Here is a 20006-nt window from a genome sequence, read left to right as displayed (position 1 = left end):
TCCCTGCATTTTCTCAGCAATAAAATCGAGAATGAATATAAATGTGATTCTATTTACTGATTTTGAAACTTTAGATGTTTTTGGACCTGTTGAAGTCTTCGGAAAAGTTGAAAATTATACCATTGGGTATTATTCGCAACAAGGAGGAATTGTAAGTAATAAAGACGGGTTAAGAATTGAAACACAGAAAATAGATGATATAAAGATTAACGACGTATTATTTATTCCCGGTGGACTAGGAACCCGACAGGTAGTTGAGAATACAAGCCTGATCGATCAAATAAAACAACTAGCTGAAAAAAGTCGATATGTATTAACTGTTTGTACAGGCAGTGCATTACTTGCACGAACCGGACTTCTTGATGGAAAAAAAGCAACATCCAATAAACGGGCTTTCGATTGGGTAAAAAGTAACTCCGATAGAGTTAATTGGATACAGCAGGCACGATGGGTCGTTGATGGTAAATATTATACTTCATCAGGAGTAAGTGCTGGAATAGATATGACTTTGGGTTTTGTAAGTGATCTTTCGGGAAAGAATACAGCAGAGGAAATAGCTTTTCGAATAGAATATAATTGGCAGAGTGATAAGCATCACGATGATTTTTGGAAACAATAAAATAAAAATAATGTCACAAAAAATAACTATCAATAACGGTAAGCTAAATGTACCTAATAACCCAATTATTCCTTTTATAGAAGGAGATGGGGTAGGAGTAGAGATTTGGAAAAATGCACAGCAAGTAATTGATAAAGCTATAGAAAAAGCCTATCGAGGACAGCGAAAAATAGAATGGAAAGAAGTTCTTGCAGGAGAAAAATCATTTAATGAAAACGGTTCGTGGCTTCCCGAAGATACAATGAATGCCTTTCGTGAGTATCTGGTGGGAATAAAAGGACCTCTTACTACACCCGTTGGAGGAGGAATCCGTTCGTTGAATGTTGCTCTTCGTCAGGATTTAGATTTATATGTATGCCTTCGCCCTGTTCGTTGGTTTAAAGGAGTAGTATCTCCAATTAAAACACCGGAGAAAGTAAATATGACTATTTTCCGTGAAAATACAGAGGATATTTATGCAGGTATCGAATGGATGCAAGGAACACCAGAAGCTGCAAAATTCCTGAATTTCCTTCAAACGGAAATGGGCGTGAAGAAGGTTCGTTTCCCCGAAACCTCTTCTTTTGGAGTAAAACCTGTTTCGGTTGAAGGTACAGAACGACTGGTTCGTGCAGCAATAGAATATGCTTTAGAGAACAAATTGCCCTCGGTAACCATTGTTCATAAAGGTAATATTATGAAATTTACCGAAGGCGGTTTCAAGCAGTGGGGATATGCTCTTGCTGAAAAAGAGTACGGAGATAAAGTATTCACTTGGCAGCAATGGGAGAAAATCAAGAAAGATAAAGGAGAGGCGGAAGCCAATAAAACATTGGAGCAGGCTAAATCAGACGGTAAGCTAATTGTAAAAGATGTAATAGCAGATGCTTTTCTTCAAAATACATTATTAAAACCCGCCGAATATTCGGTTATTGCAACACTCAATCTGAATGGAGACTATGTTTCCGATCAATTAGCAGCAATGGTCGGGGGGATTGGTATTGCTCCCGGAGCCAATATCAATTATATGACGGGGCATGCCATTTTTGAAGCGACTCATGGTACAGCACCCGATATTGCAGGGAAAGATGTCGTGAATCCATCATCTCTATTGCTTTCGGCTGTAATGATGCTCGAATATTTGGGATGGACTGAAGCAGGCGATCTTATAACCAATGGTCTTGAACGCCTTTACAGCAAAGGAGAGGCAACAGCCGATCTTGCCCGCTTTATGGAGGGAGGAACGACCCTTTCCACTAGCAAGTTCTGCCAGCTTCTGACAAGTAACTTGTAATAAAGTAAATAGTATAGGTCTTGTGACCCAAATAAATTAACTCTATAAAAATACATATCCGATGAATAACATTATAAAGAAAATATCCGAAACCATACGCACAACAACACAAATAGATCCGGAATTATTTCAAACCTATAATGTAAAAAGAGGACTCCGCAATGAAGACCACACAGGTGTAGTTGTAGGACTAACCAAAGTAGGAGATGTTGTAGGGTACGAGCGGGGCGAAGATGGAGCATTAAAAGCAATCCCCGGAAAATTAATGTATCGGGGAATCAGTATCGAAGAAATCGTCAAAGGTGCTCAAAGCGAAAACCGTTTGGGTTTTGAGGAAACTATATTTCTGATTCTTGCAGGCTATCTGCCCGAGAAAAAGGAATTAGGAGAATTTTCTCAGTTATTGAGCCAGACAATGGATTTGAATCCAAAGATAACAATGCACATTCTTGATCTCGAAGGTTCAGATATTATGAATATCCTTTCAAGATGCGTATTGGAGCTATACACATTTGATGAAAATGCAGACGATACATCAGAGGAAAATCTGGTTCGACAATCGCTTAACCTTATTGCCACATTTCCCACAATTGTAGCATACGCTTACAATGCATTGAGACACAATCAGGGAAAATCATTGCATATAAGACATCCTAAAGCTAATTTTTCTTTAGCTGAGAATTTCTTATATATGATGAAAGGAAGTAAGTACACGCCACTGGATGTAAAAATCCTCGATTTGGCACTTATGGTTCATGCAGATCACGGGGGAGGTAACAACTCCACATTCACGGTTCGTGTAACCAGTTCAGCAGGAACAGATACCTATTCATCAATTGCTGCCGGTATCGGGTCATTAAAAGGTCCTCTTCACGGGGGAGCTAACCTAAGAGTGGTAGATATGCTTAAGCATATAAAGAAGAATATCAAAGATTGGACAGATGTCGCGGAAGTAGATGCATTTTTACAAAAGATACTTAATAAACAAGCCTATAATAAAACAGGTCTTATATATGGTATAGGACATGCCATTTATACAATATCAGATCCACGTGCAACCCTGTTAAAGGAAATGGCTAGAGATTTAGCTATCGAAAAAGGGCGTGAAGACGAGTATAATTTCTACAATCTCCTGGAAGAGCGTGCTATTAAGAACTTTATGGAATATAAAGGAAGTAATGTGAAGAAGCAAGTATGTGCCAATGTCGATTTCTATTCGGGCTTTGTATATGATATGATCGGTTTACCCCAAGAAATATACACACCATTGTTTGCTATGGCTCGTATTGTAGGTTGGACAGCACATCGTATAGAGGAATTAAACTTCAAAGAAAGACGAATCATTCGTCCCGCATACAAAAATGCTTCCGATATTAAGAGTTATATTCCACTTGATGAAAGAAAATAACTACTATATATAATATATAATGAAACAATTTACACTGATTATAGCCGGTTTCTATGGCTTGATTACAATTATACTGGGAGCTTTAGGTTCCCATGCCTTTAAAAAGATACTGTCGGTGGATAAACTGGCAAGTTTTGAAGTCGGTATCCGCTATCAGATGTACCATGCAATTGTATTGTTAGTACTCGGATTGTTTTTATCTTTTACCACACCATTGGAGAAGTGGTCGAGCCTATGTCTGATAATAGGTACGTTCCTGTTTTCGTTCACCATTTACTTTCTAGCCTTTTCAGAATATTGGAATATTAATCTGAAATTCTTGGGACCAATTACTCCAATCGGAGGTGTTTTCTTAATTCTGGGTTGGATTTTGTTAATAGCTTATTTTGTAAAATATAAGTTCTGAGGGTATTAGTTATGCCGTATCTAACAAAGAGATGCTAGATAGTTAAATAATTGAAAATGTTACGGTGAAAATAGGATATGCTATTTATTATTTTATATATTTGCCAAAGAGCTGGTTTTAAGCGTATAAGCATAAAAAGATTGCAGGGTATTTATTCTGCCATCTTTTTGTCTCTCTAAATATCTGAAAAAGAATGTTTTGAAAAATACTTCAAAAAGTTTTCAAAAATAGTTGTAATAATATTTGGAGCGTATATAAAAAGCGACTACTTTTGCACTCGCTTTAAAACCGAGAGACGGTTATAAAACGAAGCAAAAAAGAACGATCTTTGACACGGTTGATACATAAGAAACAAAAAATATAGCATTAGACGGGTAGAGACTAATTTTAGATTAGAGACTCTAACTCAACGTCAAAAACCTTGAGTAAAAAAAAGACAAACGCTTCAAAGAATATAAAAAAGATATACAAAGAAGAGTTTGATCCTGGCTCAGGATGAACGCTAGCGACAGGCCTAACACATGCAAGTCGAGGGGTAGCATGAAGTAGCAATACTTTGATGACGACCGGCGCACGGGTGAGTAACACGTATGCAACCTACCTTCTACAGGGGAATAGCCCGGAGAAATTCGGATTAATACCCCATAACGCAGGGATACCGCATGGTAATATTTGCTAAAGATTAATCGGTAGAAGATGGGCATGCGTTCCATTAGCCAGTTGGTGAGGTAACGGCTCACCAAAGCAACGATGGATAGGGGAACTGAGAGGTTTATCCCCCACACTGGAACTGAGACACGGTCCAGACTCCTACGGGAGGCAGCAGTGAGGAATATTGGTCAATGGACGAGAGTCTGAACCAGCCAAGTCGCGTGAAGGATGACTGCCCTACGGGTTGTAAACTTCTTTTGTATGGGAGTAAAAAAGGTTACGAGTAACCTATTGCAAGTACCATACGAATAAGCATCGGCTAACTCCGTGCCAGCAGCCGCGGTAATACGGAGGATGCGAGCGTTATCCGGATTTATTGGGTTTAAAGGGTGCGTAGGCGGGATGATAAGTCAGCGGTGAAAGTTTGAGGCTCAACCTTAAAATTGCCGTTGAAACTGTTTTTCTTGAGTATATTTGAAGTAGGCGGAATTCGTGGTGTAGCGGTGAAATGCATAGATATCACGAAGAACTCCAATTGCGAAGGCAGCTTACTAAACTATAACTGACGCTGAAGCACGAAAGCGTGGGTATCAAACAGGATTAGATACCCTGGTAGTCCACGCCGTAAACGATGATTACTAGCTGTTTGTGATATTACAATAAGCGGCTAAGCGAAAGCGATAAGTAATCCACCTGGGGAGTACGCCGGCAACGGTGAAACTCAAAGGAATTGACGGGGGCCCGCACAAGCGGAGGAACATGTGGTTTAATTCGATGATACGCGAGGAACCTTACCCGGGCTTGAAATGCATCTGACCGATCTGGAAACAGATCTTCTAGCAATAGCAGATGTGTAGGTGCTGCATGGTTGTCGTCAGCTCGTGCCGTGAGGTGTCGGCTTAAGTGCCATAACGAGCGCAACCCACATTGTTAGTTACTAACAGGTCAAGCTGAGGACTCTGACAAGACTGCCAGCGTAAGCTGTGAGGAAGGTGTGGATGACGTCAAATCAGCACGGCCCTTACGTCCGGGGCGACACACGTGTTACAATGGATGGTACAGAGGGTCGCTACCTGGTGACAGGATGCCAATCTCCAAAGCCATTCCCAGTTCGGATTGGAGTCTGCAACTCGACTCCATGAAGCTGGATTCGCTAGTAATCGCGCATCAGCCATGGCGCGGTGAATACGTTCCCGGGCCTTGTACACACCGCCCGTCAAGCCATGGAAGCTGGGGGTACCTGAAGTACGTAACCGCAAGGAGCGTCCTAGGGTAAAACTAGTGACTGGGGCTAAGTCGTAACAAGGTAGCCGTACCGGAAGGTGCGGCTGGAACACCTCCTTTCTGGAGAAGCCTTGTCTAACAAAGAGACCCTTTGAAGAAAAGGAATCTACCCGATGTCTAATGTCTTTTTTAAAATGTTTCAAAACCTATGTACAACCTAACAAAATAAGAGAACAGAGAAGCTGTGTATCCACAGTTTCAGGCGCACAAGAACAAGCCAGTCCTATAGCTCAGTTGGTTAGAGCGCTACACTGATAATGTAGAGGTCGGCAGTTCAACTCTGCCTGGGACTACAAAGTACGAAGGAAGTCACGCTTCCCACTACGGGGGATTAGCTCAGCTGGCTAGAGCACCTGCCTTGCACGCAGGGGGTCAACGGTTCGAATCCGTTATTCTCCACAATACCTATGTAATAGGTAAACGATCTTTGACATGATGTAAAAAAGAGCAAGTAAAAATATAACGAGTATATATCAAACCGGTATATAAGAGTTTGTAAGAACCCTTATAAATCAGGCGAAGAAAAAAGTAAATAAGGGCACATGGGGGATGCCTAGGCTCTCGAAGGCGAAGAAGGACGTGATAAGCTGCGAAAAGCTTGGGGGAGGAGCAAATATCCATTATATCCCAAGATCTCCGAATGGGGCAACCCGGCGGTTGAAGAAACCGTCATCTGGTCTAACCAGAAGCAAACGTGGGGAACTGAAACATCTAAGTACCCATAGGAAAAGAAAACAAAAGTGATTCCCAGAGTAGTGGCGAGCGAAATGGGATTAGCCCAAACCAATAATGTTTCGGCATTATTGGGGTTGTAGGACTGCGCTGTGGCAAGAAGTTAGAGTAGTAGAACGATTTGGAAAGATCGATCACAGAGGGTGATAATCCCGTATACGAAACCCTAACCAAGCCTAGCAGACTCCTGAGTAGTGCGGGACACGAGAAATCCTGTATGAATCCACCGGGACCATCCGGTAAGGCTAAATACTTCCGAGAGACCGATAGTGAACCAGTACCGTGAGGGAAAGGTGAAAAGAACCTCGAACAGAGGAGTGAAATAGACCCTGAAACCATGTGCCTACAAGCGGTCGGAGCCAGTAATGGTGACGGCGTGCCTTTTGCATAATGAACCTACGAGTTACTCTCATTGGCAAGGTTAAGTACTATTGAGGTACGCAGCCGAAGCGAAAGCAAGTCTTAACAGGGCGCTTAGTCAATGGGAGTAGACGCGAAACCAAGTGATCTACCCTTGAGCAGGTTGAAGGTTGGGTAACACCAATTGGAGGACCGAACCGGTAAGCGTTGAAAAGCTTTCGGATGACTTGAGGGTAGGGGTGAAAGGCTAATCAAACTTGGAGATAGCTCGTACTCCCCGAAATGCATTTAGGTGCAGCCTCGGCTTATAACTTATGTCAGGTAGAGCTACTGATTGGATGCGAGGGCTTCACCGCCTATCAAGTCCAGATAAACTCCGAATGGGCATAAGTTTTTACCGGGAGTGAGGGCATGGGTGCTAAGGTCCATGTCCGAGAGGGAAAGAACCCAGACCATCAGCTAAGGTCCCCAAATACATGTTAAGTTGAATTAACGAAGTGTTGCTACAGAGACAGCTAGGATGTTGGCTTGGAAGCAGCCATTCATTTAAAGAGTGCGTAACAGCTCACTAGTCGAGTGGCGATGCGTGGATAATAATCGGGCATCAAACATGTTACCGAAGCTATGGGATAAAATATTATCGGTAGGGGAGCATTCCGTTCAGCGTAGAAGGCGTAGCGTAAGCTACTCTGGAGCGTACGGAAAAGCAAATGTAGGTATGAGTAACGATAAAGGAGGTGAGAAACCTCCTCGCCGAAAGACTAAGGTTTCCTGATCAACGCTAATCGGATCAGGGTAAGTCGGGACCTAAGGATAAGCCGAAGGGCGATTCCGATGGACGAAACGGTTAATATTCCGTTACTACTGTATAGAGTGATGTGGGGACGCAGAAGTGAAACTACTGCCATCTGACGGAATAGATGGTTAAAGAGTGTAGATGTTGATTTTAGTAGGCAAATCCGCTAGAAGAGTCGAACTTGAAAGTATGACGAGCCCTTGTGGCAAGTTAAAAATGTAGGTAAACAAACTGCCAAGAAAAACCGCTAAACGCTAATCTATATCGTACCCGTACTAAAACGGACACACGTAGTTGGGTTGAGTATACTAAGGCGCTCGAGTGATTCACAGTTAAGGAATTAGGCAAAATGACCCTGTAACTTCGGGAGAAAGGGTACCTACAGCAATGTAGGTCGCAGAGAATAGGTCCAGGCAACTGTTTAACAAAAACACATGGCTATGCAAATTAGAAATAAGAAGTATATAGCCTGACACCTGCCCGGTGCTGGAAGGTTAAGAGGAGAAGTCATCAGCAATGAGAAGCTTTGAATTGAAGCCCCAGTAAACGGCGGCCGTAACTATAACGGTCCTAAGGTAGCGAAATTCCTTGTCGGGTAAGTTCCGACCTGCACGAATGGTGTAATGATCTGGACACTGTCTCAACTGTGAGCTCGGTGAAATTGTAGTATCGGTGAAGATGCCGATTACCCGCGATGGGACGAAAAGACCCCGTGAACCTTTACTATAGCTTTACATTGAATTTGGGCACTTGATGTGTAGGATAGGCCGGAGACTATGAAGCAGGTACGCCAGTATTTGTGGAGTCACCCTTGAAATACGGCCCTTTAATTGTTTGAATTCTAACCCGTGGATACGGGGACACTGTATGGTGGGTAGTTTGACTGGGGTGGTCGCCTCCAAAAGAGTAACGGAGGCTTCTAAAGGTGCGCTCAGAACGATTGGTAACCGTTCGTAGAGTGTAATGGCATAAGCGCGCTTGACTGAGAGACCGACAAGTCGATCAGGTAGGAAACTAGAGCATAGTGATCCGGTGGTTTCAGTATGGAATGGCCATCGCTCAAAGGATAAAAGGTACTCCGGGGATAACAGGCTGATCATTCCCAAGAGCTCATATCGACGGAATGGTTTGGCACCTCGATGTCGGCTCGTCACATCCTGGGCTGGAGAAGGTCCCAAGGGTTGGGCTGTTCGCCCATTAAAGTGGCACGCGAGCTGGGTTCAGAACGTCGTGAGACAGTTCGGTCTCTATCTATCGTGGGCGCAGGATATTTGCGGAGATCTGACACTAGTACGAGAGGACCGTGTTGGACAGACCCCTGGTTTACCGGTTGTTCCGCCAGGAGCATCGCCGGGTAGCTAAGTCTGGATCGGATAAGTGCTGAAAGCATCTAAGTACGAAGCCGGCTTCAAGATAAGATATCCTTATAAGGGTCGTCGCAGACTACGACGTTGATAGGCTACAGGTGTAAAGGCAGTAATGTCATAGCCGAGTAGTACTAATTGCCCGAAACTTTTTTCCATGACTCTGCCCAGAGTCTCGCCTGATTGACCCAGGTTTGCTACATACAAGTTATTTGAAAGCTCTTTTACATCATCTCAATTAAATCTCTATAAGTAGATATTTAATTTACAATATTAAGGTGGTTATAGCGTTGGGGATCCACCTCTTCCCATTCCGAACAGAGAAGTTAAGCCCAACCACGTCGATGGTACTGCCATTAGGTGGGAGAGTAGATAGCCGCCCTCTTTTTAAACAGCCTCAGAGTTTTATACTCTGAGGCTGTTTTATTATATACACACAACACAATTTATTACACTCTCACAACAGAATCTCGCTAACTCCCATATGTTAGTTTAGTTCATAAATATTTTTTATAGAAACATACTTATACAAAAAAACTGAATACTATGTAGTATTCAGTTTTTTTGTATAATAATTTTATGTGTACTTTTTATTTAATAAAACCAAGACCGACATTTATAGTTACATCATCCATATCTGATAGTTCATTTATCCATTCAGGTAAGAACTGATATTCAGTAGGAATTAATCCTATCTCATTTGCTACAGTGGCAACTTTAGCGATATAATCTTTTTTTACATAAAATTTAGCATAATTGTTCTGAATCTCTAAATTTAAAGGAATTGAGTAATACTGATCAGAAGTAACTAATATGCTTTGAAGAGTTGGGATATCTATATTTTTGCCAAGTATCGAGCTAAGTAGTGGAAGAAGTTCTGCTGCAACTTTCTTCTCTATCCCTATATATACCAATTTTCCATCTGAACTTGTATAATAGTGAAGATCTATAAATTGGGATATATTAGTTTCCGTGGTAGATCCTTTTTCTTTGAAAGAGATATTTACCTTACCGTCTTCCGAAAATCTAGCGGTAACGGATTCTACTTTATTTGCTAACGCTTCACCACTAATACCATTCTGCGCTAATAATCCTTCAATTATAGCTTTCATTGTTTCTCCTTCTTTGCCAAAGTCTAGATAGACTATCATGTCGGCTAATTTAGTTCCATTCTCGCCTACTGTAGTTTTTAAATTCCATGTTCCTACAATAGGTGCTACTTTGTTATCGTCATCATTGCTACATGACGTTAATCCACTAAAAACAATGCTTAGTGTAGTTAATACTACAAATAAGTTTTTTAATTTCATATTAATATAATTTTATTAAGTTTTAATATACAAAAGCGATACAATATTTAATTTGTATCGCTTATATTCAGTATATAAAAGCTTAGGTTTATCAGTATATACACTATTTTTTCATTTTTGCCTGCATTATACTAGTAAAATACTTCAATAGATGTATCTAGCTTTTCGTATATTTTATCATTCTAATCTTTTAGTTTCTTCTTTCTGTCATCTAAGTATGGTTTGTTATTATATTGACCTATAATAATTATTTATTTAAGATTTGTAATACTTTATCTTTCAATCCTAGTTTTATAAACTCATCATCTCTTATTTTTAACTCAATCAAAACCTTAGTTATTTTTTGGGGCTACCTGTTTTTTGTATTTATCAGGATATTTTATTATATCTGTTATATCTATCTCAAAAATCATTGCAATTTGTTCTAGAATTTTAAATAGCAAACCTCTTTCCCCTTTCATAATAAGAGCAGACACAGCTTGTTTCGTATCTAATCTTGAAGCTATATATTTCAGTGTAAATCCTTTGGCATTGCGTATCTGCTCAATGTTTTTAAGCGTTTGACCAAGTTCTTTACCCATACTTTAAATTTAATCTATTATTTATTATTAGAATGTAATATATTGTGAAAATATATTGCATTCTGTGTTTTATATTACAATATGCAATATGATTGCATGCAGTATTACGTAGGACTGGTGAAAATACGCAAGTAAATTAAAAGTAATCTTGAAACATGAATAAGATTTATTTAAAAAGATTTATGGGGTTTATCCCATCTAGAAATTATAAAACAATAGAACATAAGATTATAGATAAATGTTCTATAATAGTTTGTTTTTTTAGGAAATAGGCTGCCTAGAAGTGCTGAAATACCTGAGATGTATGATTCTTTTAATTTATAAGCAATAAAATATTAGGGTATAATGTCTTTGAAAGTTTAACAGTTTCTGACTCATTTGGAAGAATAGTAAGCATTCGATGTGAAATTGTTCAACCGAACAGATAATATACTCCGTGGCTGTATACGGTAAATAATCAGATTACAGACGCCCCTTCGACTTCTATACACTTTGATTTATAGACAGAAGTCTAGAACCTAAACTTCGCAAAAAAATACTAGATTATTAGCAAGGAATTAGTTAAAATGACTGGTTAATAAGGTCTTTTGAGGGTAGGTTTCTTTGATATACCTACGCATCCAATAAATGGTATAAATACATTTTATGGACTTTAAAAAGACGGCAAAAGGTAAAAAGAAAAACGCTATCAACTTATCTACCCATTATGAGATTTCAGTCTCATAATGGGCTATACCTACAGTCATCTTCGATAAGGAATTACTCTATTAGCAAATCACTTCATCATCGTTTATATCACTGTTTGCCCCATGAATAAAAGGGACTTAGTTACACTTAATCTAAGTTCTAGGGGAGGCCGTCTAGTAGTTGTCGACCCGAATCGTATATTTCTTGTTATCAAATGATTGGAGACAAAAAATAAAGAACTGGGTATATCAAAGAATAAAACCATAGTCGAGATATCACTTGGTCGAAAAGAAGTAAATATCTATATCATAAATGTTTATCAAACAAGAGAAAGCTATTTCTAAAATATCTACCGAGCCGATGGAGGAAAATGCTAGCTATGCAGCGGTGTATTTTCTATTTTTGGATAATTGGGAGTCCGGCTCGGATACAAGTTACTAAAGGTCTAGGATATCGGGGGGGCCCTAGATTATCATGCCTCTATAATATAGCTGGATGTCTTTCCGTTGAACGATCAGAAAGTATCAGGGGATTTCCTGTAAACGGAGATAGCAGCCAATATTACTATCTTCAACTTCTGATAGTGGAATGTTTATTTTAAGGTTATCAATCATTACATCGTGTTTTTTCTCGATCGATAATGATCAGTAGTCATGAAAGCCTTTTATTATATACTATAGGCAATTAATAAGCCATTTTGAATTGAAAGTTCTCTCCCAACAAAATCATTTCTATCACGCCTCGATTGTCAGAATAAGAAAAAGTATTCGAATTTTCTTTAAAGTAACTCATTTAGACAATAACGATCTTCTGACTTTCAATAAAAGAACAAAATCTATTAACGTATTTTTTTTATATGGCTCTATTCTTGGAATCATCAAGACTAATTTTGTATCAAATAAATATTGTCTGAATTTATCTGAAAGATGCAACTTAAAGTTGGAATGTTTCTTATAAATAGTGGAGAGAATACTTCCACATTCAAGTTCATAGTTATAGTATCGTTTCATATACTCTAGTATTATCTCATCAAAAGAAAGAGTCTGTTGATAAAACCATCGATTTTGTTTCACTCCAATTTTTTACAGACACACTCACCTTGGTCGAAAAATTAACCTTTACCCTGTTTATATAGAAGCTGATCCATACATAAGCCTCCTTACTTTCCTTTTTTGATATTCTTAAATATATTTTTAATTTGAGCATGTCATTTTACCTTGTTTTGAGCCGAAAAAAACGGTCTACATCTGTATCGTTTTTAACCATTGGTTTACAAACGGACTACAGCTTTTCAATAAAACTTTAAAAAGAATATTTTGTAAAATGCTATTTTTTGAGGTGGATACAAAAAAACTGATAGGCTTTTGATCTATCATCTTTAACATGGAGGTTCTTGTTGGAGCTTTTAATTATTGATTATATAGCTATATATCAAAAAATAACCAGTATTTTTCTTTTCTTTAGTCTAATAATTGTATAATCAACTAATAATGATTTAGATAAATCATTATTAGTTGATTATACAGGTTTGGATCGAATCCTAAAGAACCTCTCCTTTCACATACGATTCATACAGATAATCACGGCTTTCGTAGTATAAGCTACTATTAAAGTCCTCAATCTTTCGGGAAATCCACGAATTATATACTTCAATTAAAGTTTGAATATGCTTTTTGTCTTGTTTATTGTAGACGTCTACAATAAGTCGTTTATAGAACTTTCCAATATCCCCATGGCTTGGGATCAAATATTGAGCGTCTGCAAGATAATTAAATCTCCCTTGTTTAATATAATAGTCTCTGATTAGTTCATCTGTTATTTTGTCAATATTATCACTATGGTATATATCTGCTAAATCATAAATATGTTGTAGCTTTTTTTGCTTATAGCATTAACGAGAACATTACGGTGATTCTTTGTTTTTCTACCTATATACTCAATAAGGCAACAAACAAAAAATTAATACTCATCTTTTTCTTTGTTGTAATATCTGCAGACATACTGATTAATACAGGCTCTTATGCCATCGGTAATTTAGTCAGGGAATGAGATAACTTGTGTGTTGAATTCAGACTCGATGAATTTAATATCCCCAGCTCATCTTTGCAATGATCAGTTAGTCTTCTTTTTATACCTTCCTCCAGATAGATCATCTGAATCAGGTTATCCTGGATAAAACGAAGAGTAGAAATCTGATTTGCCAGTTTGAAAGCCATTCTTACCCACGTATAAATTGTATGCAAATATTCTTTTTTCCAGTGGTGTCCCTTCGGCAAATATCTGTATTTTGCGCGTTATTATCATTATATCTATTGCTGTTCAGCAATAATTTACCTGAATGGTCTATTTACTCTTATTTTGGTTTATTCCTAAATAATACTCTTTTATCTTAGTCCAGTAAGTAGCATGGTCAACTGTGTTCGTTTTACCAGTTTGATGATCCCTTACCATTATTTCAAAATCGCTGTACAACTCTTGTTGTTTCTGCTATAATGCTATCAATTCACTAATTTTCATAATTTATTGGATAAGTATAATTAACATTTGGTAAGTTTTCATCTAGCCGATTAATCATTATTTGTTATTTAATTTATTTATGATCTGCATAACTGTCAGGTTAATAGTCTTATAAAGTGTTATGTTTTTGAGCCCATTAAAATTTTGACATAGTTTCTACGAATCATAATCTGATCACAGAGCTGAGAGAATAAGGTTTCAATACGTTTTCTTTATTTTCTAAAGATAAAGGCTTGATGTTTCTAATTGTATTGATTCTTGCGCATAGGAATCTCTAAGTTGATATTTCCGGTTTCTTCCGCACCAAGGTTATTATCTATTAGAACAGCTACTTCCATTTACAATTCATGATTGCATTGATGCCCCTCTTGGTGATGATCGCATCCTTCTCCCGAATCAGCAATCTTTCCATCCAGGAAATCCTGAACTGCCTTCGATGCATTACCCGAACAACCACGATATACTTTAATTCTATGACCTGTCAATACGTTTAAAGCTCCAGTTCCCATATTACCGGCAAGCATGACAGTCACGCCCTCTTCCTGTAAAAGAGATGCGATATTACTTTTGCATCCGCATCCTTGCGGTGATGGATATAATTCAGCATTTTCGATATTTTTATTATTGTCTATTGTGAAAACCGAATAGGCCTCACAGTGTCCGAAATGGTCGTCCACAATATTTCCTCTTGTTGGTACAGCAATTTTCATATTATCTGCTTTTTCAATTGATTTATAATTTCGTTGATTGTTTTTGGTGATTGAGGTATTACTATTTGAATATCATTTTCTCTTAAATAAACAATAGCTATGGTTCCAAAGCGGCAGGCTACTACTATTCCTGCATTTTGTTCTAATAGAAAATAAGCTGCCTTCGCTCCTGCATTTTTCTGGCTTGATGTCGCCGAATTTTCCACAAATATAGCTTCGAGTGTTTCTGTATTATATAAACAAAAATAGCGGCATCTCCCAAAACTGCCTGAAACTGTTTGATTCAAATCATTCTCATCCGATGAAATTGCGATTATCATAATTTAGGTTTATTTAAAGTGGCAGCAAGTCTCCCGCAAAGTGGACATTTTACTTCAGAATCATTTTTTAATGTAAAGACTATTTCACAGTCATCACATTTATACCATTTTGCTATCTCGGTATTTCCTCCTTCAAAGATAATCGGTGAAGCCTCAATAAAAGCTATTGCTATCTTTTTGCGTACACTTTCATAAATACGCGTAAATGTAGGACGAGATATATTCATAAGATTAGCAGCCTCCGCCTGAGATAGATGCTCATAATCACATAATTTCAAGGCTTCATATTCTTCAAAATTGATAATAACGGCATCCTTCCTTTTATAAAGCAACCCCAAAGGCTTAAACCCGCTAAAATGAGGAGCCATCTGGATAAATCTGTTTTTCTTTGTACGTGCCATGCTATTCTTCTTATGGCAAATATAATACAAATACTATTATGAACATAAGTTCATAATAGTATTATTTAGGATCGTTAAATTAATTTTCTTATAAAGAATTTGCTTAGGTTGAAAATAGGATGTACAACAACGAAACCGAACTTATCACAATCCACAGAATAACACCCTGTATCATAGGTCGAATACCTACTTTGCGTAATGCATCCATCGAAAGAGAAGCACCAATAAAAAACAAAGTCAGCGTAAGACCTTTTCGAGCTAGCCAAACGATGCTGCTTGTCAGATAATCGGGTAAAGGTAAAAACGTATTAGCTATCATGGCTAATACAAAGAAAAGAATAAACTAGAGGATGTATATTTTCTCAGATTTACTTTTGAAAATAAATGAAGTCACAAGCGCAATAGGAATAATCCACAAAGTGCGTGTTAATTTCACAGTTGTCGCAACTTTTATACCTTCCTCTCAATAGGCAGAACTTGCTCCTATCACAGAACAGGTGTCATGAATAGCAATAGCAGGCCACAACCCGAACTGATGATGGGTTAAGCCAACGTAATGACCTAAAATTGGAAAAACAAACAGAGCGATTGCATTAAGAATAAATACTGCCCCCAACGAAACAGACATCTGGCTCTCGTCTACTTTGATGACAGGTCCAATAGCTGCAATAGTACTTCCCCCGCATATAGCCGTACCGGAACTTATCAAGTAACCTGTCTTTTTATTGATTTTCATACGCCAGGCTATGAATGGACCAATAAGCAAAGTGCAGACCACAGATATGACAGTAAATGCCATGCCGTCTTTCCCTGACTCCAATACTTGATGCATATTCATTCCGAAACCCAGTCTTACAACAGAAAATAGCAACAAATATTTAGATGACTTTTTGTTAAAATTGGGGTGAGGCTAGTCACAGTTCAAAGCAAAAGTCAACCCCATAAAAAGAGCTACCGGAGGAGAGATAAAAGGAAAAAAGCATAAAGCAAGCAATACTCCATAAATAATCTTCCTGTTCTTTTTCAGATAAGAAATAAATGTATTCATATTTTCAGAATTGAATTTCAGTAAGTAAAGTTCCGATAAAACAGAACACCTTGTCTATCGAAAATTGTTATCTTTTATGACCTTTGGTTATGGTCTTGCTGGATAAACTGCATAAACATTTCAGCCAGACCCGATAGCTTTTCATGTGTATGAATGAAGTAGAACATTCTTTCAATCTCAAAGTCTTTTATTTCAATTATCTAAAACTCCCCATTGGCAATTTTTTTACTTACCGCATTGATAGAAATTAATCTCAGACAATTCGAATTTGCCAGATACCTTTTGATACTCTCGGTACTGCCCAGGTGCATTAGAATATTCAAATCTTGTAGTTTTATATCTTGTTTTTTAAGTTTCTTTAATATAACTTCAAGGCTCCCCGATCCAGCTTTTCTCAACACAAGAGGTAATAATTTTAATTCTGAAAGACTTATTTCATCCTTCTCTGACAAAGTCTGAGCAGTATTTGCAATAGCCACTATTTCGTCTTTGATAAATGGAATATATTTCATCTGATTATTCTTGGAGTTTCCTTCCTCTATGCCGATGTCGATCTAGCTTCTGAGTAACGCCCGTTCTATTTTCTCAGTATTATCATTTAACAACACCAATGCTATGTCAGTATGTCGCTCATGGAATTTTGCTAATATTGACGGCAGTATATACTATTCGATAGTCGTGCTGGCTTCCAACTTGAGTTGACCTGCATATTTTATGTGCTTAAGTCGAAAGTCAATTTCTTATCAAGCTCCAATACATGTTAGGCATAATCGAAGAGAATTCTGCCGGCTTCCGTTAATGCAACTTTGTTCAATAAGCGATCAAACAGCTTTACATCCAATTCTGTTTCCAGTTCTTTTATGTTCTTTGTAACAGCAGGCTGTAAAATGTACAATTCTTCTGTTGCCTTCATAAAATTTAAATGAACAGCTACCGAATGGAATACATTTAAGCGAAAATTCGATATGATCTTTGTATTCTCCCACTTTTCGATAAAAGTTAAAATTATTTTATTTTCCATTGGAAATTTGTTTGTGTGGAAACTGTTCGTATTTTTGTATGTGATTTCCGATAGACAATATTTCCATAAGAATTAAATGAGCGAAAAGATATGATAGACAAAAAGAAAGTAAGCATTATAGCTTTGGGGATAATGGTATTTATCCTTTCAGCAAATGCTCAGGACAGGAGGTATATTTCAATCACCGAAGCCGTTGAAACGGCATCGAGGAACAATGCAAATGTAAAAATGTCCGAGTTGGACACAAAAATGGCAAATGCTAACTATAGGCAGACCGATGCCGTATTTCTCCCACAGGTAGATTTAGGCTATACGGCTATGAGTACAAACAACCCTCTCAATGCTTTCGGCTTTTTATTACAACAACAAACGGTTACGGCGATGGACTTCGATCCTGCCAAGCTGAATAATCCGGGTGCAAGACAAGACTATTCGGCTAAGGTGGAAGCCAAACTCCCACTTCTTAACATGGATATGATCTATGCCCGCAAAGGAGCAAAAGCACAGGAAGAGGCATATAAATACAAAGCTCAACGTACAAAAGAGTACATTGAGTATGAGGTAAAGAAAGCTTATACTCAATTACAGATGTCTTATCAAGCACAATCGGTATTAGAAGCCTCACTGAAAGATGTAAAACAAATCCACCAATCCGTTACTAATTTCTATGATCAAGGACTAATCCAAAAGTCAGATGTATTGAATGCCCAAGTACAGGTCAATACCATTGAAAGTGCATTAGCCAAGGCTGAAAGTAATATACACAATGCTTCTGACGGACTTCGCTTACTAATGGGATTGGAATCCGCAGAGGAAGTCTATTTAACAGATTCACTTTCTCAGAAAATAGAATCAGTACAGAATAATATGCTTTCTATAGGCCGTTCGGATATTATGGCTATGAATAAAGCATTGGATGCAACCAATATGATGGTTAAATCGTCGAAAATGGCTTTTCTGCCACGCATCAATGCCTTTGGAGCTTATCAACTGAACGATTCTAAACCTTTGGGATTTAATGCCAACTCATACTTGGTGGGTATCAATCTGAGCTGGAATATATTTTCAGGGAACCAGAATAAAAATAAAGTCAAATCATACCAATTCCAAAGAGATAAAATGCAAGAGGAATTGAACCTACATGTTAAGCAAAGCCAATTGGAACTCGATAAAACGAAACGTGATTTGCGTGATTTGCAAATCGAGATTAACAAACAAAAAGCAAGTGTAAAACAGGCTGATGAAGCATTACGCATTTTAGCAAACAGACACAAAGAAGGATTAGTGAATACAACCGACCTCTTGATGTCACAAGCTCAGTTATCGCAGCAAAAGTTGATGCTGGCACAAGCCATTATGTCATACAACATCACGCAATCATACTTCGAATTTTTATCAGAACTAGAATAAACAATAGATATTACAATTATATGAAAGCATTAAGAAATACAGTTTTAGGAATTTTGGGAGTGGCAGTGCTGTACTCGTGTTCTTCAGACAAAAAAGAAGAGAGCAAAGAAACAGCGGTAAAGGTAGAAGTGTATTCACCCTCGCAAATATCGAACGATGGTTTTTACCTGAGTGGAGAGGTTACTGCCAAGCAAACAGCTACTATCAGCACACGCATGATGGGGTTTGTAAATAAAATCTATGTAAAACCCGGTGATAAAGTTTCGGCAGGGCAATTACTGGTTTCTATCAGCAGTGACGAGATTCTGGCTAAAAAAGCACAGGTGCAGGCAATGATTACTGAAGCCGAAGCAGCCTCTAAAAACGCACAACGCGATTACGAGCGTTTCAAAACACTACGTTCACAAAACAGTGTATCGGATAAGGAACTCGAAAATGTAGCTCTGCAAAACACATCGATGAATGCCAAAGTACAGATGGCTCGCCAGCAGATGAACGAAGTAAATGCAATGCTTGCCTATACAAATATCAGAGCTCCTTTTTCGGGTGTTGTCACGCAAAAGATGATAGATGAAGGAAGTATGGCAAACCCGGGAATGCCGATACTGACCATAGAAGAAAACGGCGAATTGCAAATCGTTGCATCCGTACCCGAAAATTATATTCAGTATGTAAAAATAGGTGATGTTGCTAAAATAGAACTTAAATCGTTGGGCGTTACCATCGACGGGAAAGTAAGCGAATTAAGCCCTTCCGCATCTCAAACAGGAGGTCAATATTTAGTTAAGCTGGCAATAGATACAAAAGACAAAGCCAATATACGTGCCGGGATGTTTGCCAATATTTTAATCCCGAACAGAGGGGGAGAAAGTGTATCTTCTAAAATTATGCTGGACAAATCATCTATCGTGAATCGCGATCAATTGACAGGGGTATATGTCGTAGACGACCAAGACAGAGCAATTCTTCGTTGGGTGCGACTGGGTAAAACAATCGGTAATCAGGTGGAAGTCCTTTCGGGATTAAACCAAAGCGATACGATTGTATTAAAAGCCGAAGGGAAGTTATATAACGGAGTAAAAGTATCTGTATCTAAATAAGAAAAAAA

General features: G+C 38.2%; 16 protein-coding genes, 2 tRNA genes, 3 rRNA genes and 2 pseudogenes. 12 read left to right on the top strand and 11 right to left on the bottom strand.

Annotation, left to right across the window (positions count from 1 at the left end; all coding sequences use genetic code 11):
* The first annotated feature begins 31 nt into the window (after window positions 1-31).
* The 9 genes from G7050_RS01415 to rrf all read left to right on the top strand — a co-directional run bounded on the left by G7050_RS01415 (window position 32) and on the right by rrf (window position 9278).
* Entirely contained in the window at window positions 32-619 is a 588-nt protein-coding gene (locus G7050_RS01415; protein ID WP_166110119.1) for a DJ-1/PfpI family protein, read from the top strand.
* 10 nt (window positions 620-629) lie between these two features.
* The gene (gene icd / locus G7050_RS01410; protein ID WP_166110116.1) at window positions 630-1892 is read left to right on the top strand and encodes an NADP-dependent isocitrate dehydrogenase; all 1263 of its coding nucleotides are present in this window, start codon (window positions 630-632) and stop codon (window positions 1890-1892) included.
* 61 nt (window positions 1893-1953) lie between these two features.
* Window positions 1954-3300: a citrate synthase gene (locus G7050_RS01405; RefSeq protein ID WP_166110113.1), complete on the top strand. Its 1347-nt coding sequence runs from the start codon at window positions 1954-1956 to the stop codon at window positions 3298-3300.
* Between the two features lie 19 nt (window positions 3301-3319).
* On the top strand, window positions 3320-3706 hold the full coding sequence (locus G7050_RS01400) for a DUF423 domain-containing protein (protein WP_166110110.1): 387 nt from the start codon (window positions 3320-3322) through the stop codon (window positions 3704-3706).
* Window positions 3707-4173: 467 nt separating this feature from the next.
* Window positions 4174-5701 (top strand): 16S ribosomal RNA (locus G7050_RS01395).
* 159 nt (window positions 5702-5860) lie between these two features.
* Window positions 5861-5934, top strand: a tRNA-Ile gene (locus G7050_RS01390).
* Window positions 5935-5966: 32 nt separating this feature from the next.
* Window positions 5967-6040, top strand: a tRNA-Ala gene (locus tag G7050_RS01385).
* A gap of 122 nt (window positions 6041-6162) precedes the next feature.
* Window positions 6163-9051 (top strand): 23S ribosomal RNA (locus tag G7050_RS01380).
* A 116-nt stretch (window positions 9052-9167) separates the two neighbouring features.
* Window positions 9168-9278, top strand: a 5S ribosomal RNA gene (gene rrf, locus G7050_RS01375).
* The 16S, 23S and 5S rRNA genes sit together here with 2 tRNA genes alongside, the layout of an rRNA operon.
* 205 nt (window positions 9279-9483) lie before the next feature.
* On the opposite strand, the gene G7050_RS01370 is transcribed toward rrf, so the two are convergent.
* Together G7050_RS01370 and G7050_RS01365 are read right to left on the bottom strand one after the other, a co-directional pair.
* On the bottom strand, window positions 9484-10203 hold the full coding sequence (locus tag G7050_RS01370) for a hypothetical protein (RefSeq protein ID WP_166110107.1): 720 nt from the start codon (window positions 10201-10203) through the stop codon (window positions 9484-9486).
* A gap of 332 nt (window positions 10204-10535) precedes the next feature.
* Entirely contained in the window at window positions 10536-10784 is a 249-nt protein-coding gene (locus G7050_RS01365) for a helix-turn-helix transcriptional regulator (RefSeq protein WP_166110104.1), read from the bottom strand.
* A gap of 999 nt (window positions 10785-11783) precedes the next feature.
* Here G7050_RS01365 and G7050_RS17850 point away from each other — a divergent pair.
* Window positions 11784-11912 carry a hypothetical protein gene (locus tag G7050_RS17850; RefSeq protein WP_255499239.1) on the top strand — a complete coding sequence of 43 codons (129 nt, stop codon included), beginning with the start codon at window positions 11784-11786 and terminating at the stop codon, window positions 11910-11912.
* A gap of 588 nt (window positions 11913-12500) precedes the next feature.
* Here G7050_RS17850 and G7050_RS17990 read toward each other — a convergent pair.
* The 9 genes and pseudogenes from G7050_RS17990 to G7050_RS01320 form a co-directional block, all read right to left on the bottom strand.
* Window positions 12501-12677, bottom strand: coding sequence for a hypothetical protein (locus G7050_RS17990; protein ID WP_166110101.1), 177 nt, complete (start codon window positions 12675-12677; stop codon window positions 12501-12503).
* Between the two features lie 812 nt (window positions 12678-13489).
* A complete protein-coding gene (locus tag G7050_RS01350; protein WP_166110098.1) occupies window positions 13490-13687 on the bottom strand; it encodes a hypothetical protein in 198 nt (65 codons plus the stop codon).
* A 358-nt stretch (window positions 13688-14045) separates the two neighbouring features.
* A pseudogene (locus G7050_RS17845) lies at window positions 14046-14275 on the bottom strand (IS982 family transposase); the annotation flags it as partial.
* A 51-nt stretch (window positions 14276-14326) separates the two neighbouring features.
* A complete protein-coding gene (locus G7050_RS01345) occupies window positions 14327-14698 on the bottom strand; it encodes a NifB/NifX family molybdenum-iron cluster-binding protein (protein WP_166110095.1) in 372 nt (123 codons plus the stop codon).
* Window positions 14695-15018 carry a NifB/NifX family molybdenum-iron cluster-binding protein gene (locus tag G7050_RS01340; protein ID WP_166110092.1) on the bottom strand — a complete coding sequence of 108 codons (324 nt, stop codon included), beginning with the start codon at window positions 15016-15018 and terminating at the stop codon, window positions 14695-14697. The genes G7050_RS01345 and G7050_RS01340 overlap by 4 nt, the downstream gene beginning before the upstream one ends.
* On the bottom strand, window positions 15015-15419 hold the full coding sequence (locus G7050_RS01335; RefSeq protein ID WP_166110089.1) for a DUF134 domain-containing protein: 405 nt from the start codon (window positions 15417-15419) through the stop codon (window positions 15015-15017). Before G7050_RS01335 ends, G7050_RS01340 begins: the two co-directional genes overlap by 4 nt.
* A gap of 103 nt (window positions 15420-15522) precedes the next feature.
* Window positions 15523-16467 (bottom strand): annotated as a pseudogene (locus tag G7050_RS01330) (YeiH family protein).
* 200 nt (window positions 16468-16667) lie between these two features.
* Window positions 16668-17009: a LysR substrate-binding domain-containing protein gene (locus G7050_RS01325; protein WP_255499289.1), complete on the bottom strand. Its 342-nt coding sequence runs from the start codon at window positions 17007-17009 to the stop codon at window positions 16668-16670.
* Window positions 17010-17227: 218 nt separating this feature from the next.
* The gene (locus tag G7050_RS01320; RefSeq protein ID WP_166110083.1) at window positions 17228-17488 is read right to left on the bottom strand and encodes a LysR family transcriptional regulator; all 261 of its coding nucleotides are present in this window, start codon (window positions 17486-17488) and stop codon (window positions 17228-17230) included.
* Between the two features lie 90 nt (window positions 17489-17578).
* Here G7050_RS01320 and G7050_RS01315 point away from each other — a divergent pair, with 90 nt between their 5' ends.
* The gene (locus tag G7050_RS01315; RefSeq protein WP_166110080.1) at window positions 17579-18898 is read left to right on the top strand and encodes a TolC family protein; all 1320 of its coding nucleotides are present in this window, start codon (window positions 17579-17581) and stop codon (window positions 18896-18898) included.
* A gap of 20 nt (window positions 18899-18918) precedes the next feature.
* A complete protein-coding gene (locus G7050_RS01310; protein ID WP_166110078.1) occupies window positions 18919-19998 on the top strand; it encodes an efflux RND transporter periplasmic adaptor subunit in 1080 nt (359 codons plus the stop codon).
* Window positions 19999-20006: the final 8 nt, after the last annotated feature.

Source organism: Dysgonomonas sp. HDW5A (genome assembly GCF_011299555.1).
Classification (GTDB): domain Bacteria; phylum Bacteroidota; class Bacteroidia; order Bacteroidales; family Dysgonomonadaceae; genus Dysgonomonas_A.
The sequence above is the reverse complement of the archived record's forward strand: the minus strand, read 5'-3'. Positions and strand labels throughout refer to the sequence as shown.

Bases quoted from the DNA above. Each gene is read 5' to 3' on its own strand.
- G7050_RS01415 (WP_166110119.1), top strand. From the start codon at position 32: ATGAATATAAATGTGATTCTATTTACTGATTTTGAAACTTTAGATGTT.
- icd (WP_166110116.1), top strand. From the start codon at position 630: ATGTCACAAAAAATAACTATCAATAACGGTAAGCTAAATGTACCTAAT.
- G7050_RS01405 (WP_166110113.1), top strand. From the start codon at position 1,954: ATGAATAACATTATAAAGAAAATATCCGAAACCATACGCACAACAACA.
- G7050_RS01400 (WP_166110110.1), top strand. From the start codon at position 3,320: ATGAAACAATTTACACTGATTATAGCCGGTTTCTATGGCTTGATTACA.
- G7050_RS01370 (WP_166110107.1), bottom strand. From the start codon at position 10,203: ATGAAATTAAAAAACTTATTTGTAGTATTAACTACACTAAGCATTGTT.
- G7050_RS01365 (WP_166110104.1), bottom strand. From the start codon at position 10,784: ATGGGTAAAGAACTTGGTCAAACGCTTAAAAACATTGAGCAGATACGC.
- G7050_RS17850 (WP_255499239.1), top strand. From the start codon at position 11,784: ATGTTTATCAAACAAGAGAAAGCTATTTCTAAAATATCTACCGAGCCG.
- G7050_RS17990 (WP_166110101.1), bottom strand. From the start codon at position 12,677: ATGCTCAAATTAAAAATATATTTAAGAATATCAAAAAAGGAAAGTAAG.
- G7050_RS01350 (WP_166110098.1), bottom strand. From the start codon at position 13,687: ATGGCTTTCAAACTGGCAAATCAGATTTCTACTCTTCGTTTTATCCAG.
- G7050_RS01345 (WP_166110095.1), bottom strand. From the start codon at position 14,698: ATGAAAATTGCTGTACCAACAAGAGGAAATATTGTGGACGACCATTTC.
- G7050_RS01340 (WP_166110092.1), bottom strand. From the start codon at position 15,018: ATGATAATCGCAATTTCATCGGATGAGAATGATTTGAATCAAACAGTT.
- G7050_RS01335 (WP_166110089.1), bottom strand. From the start codon at position 15,419: ATGGCACGTACAAAGAAAAACAGATTTATCCAGATGGCTCCTCATTTT.
- G7050_RS01320 (WP_166110083.1), bottom strand. From the start codon at position 17,488: ATGGAAAATAAAATAATTTTAACTTTTATCGAAAAGTGGGAGAATACA.
- G7050_RS01315 (WP_166110080.1), top strand. From the start codon at position 17,579: ATGATAGACAAAAAGAAAGTAAGCATTATAGCTTTGGGGATAATGGTA.
- G7050_RS01310 (WP_166110078.1), top strand. From the start codon at position 18,919: ATGAAAGCATTAAGAAATACAGTTTTAGGAATTTTGGGAGTGGCAGTG.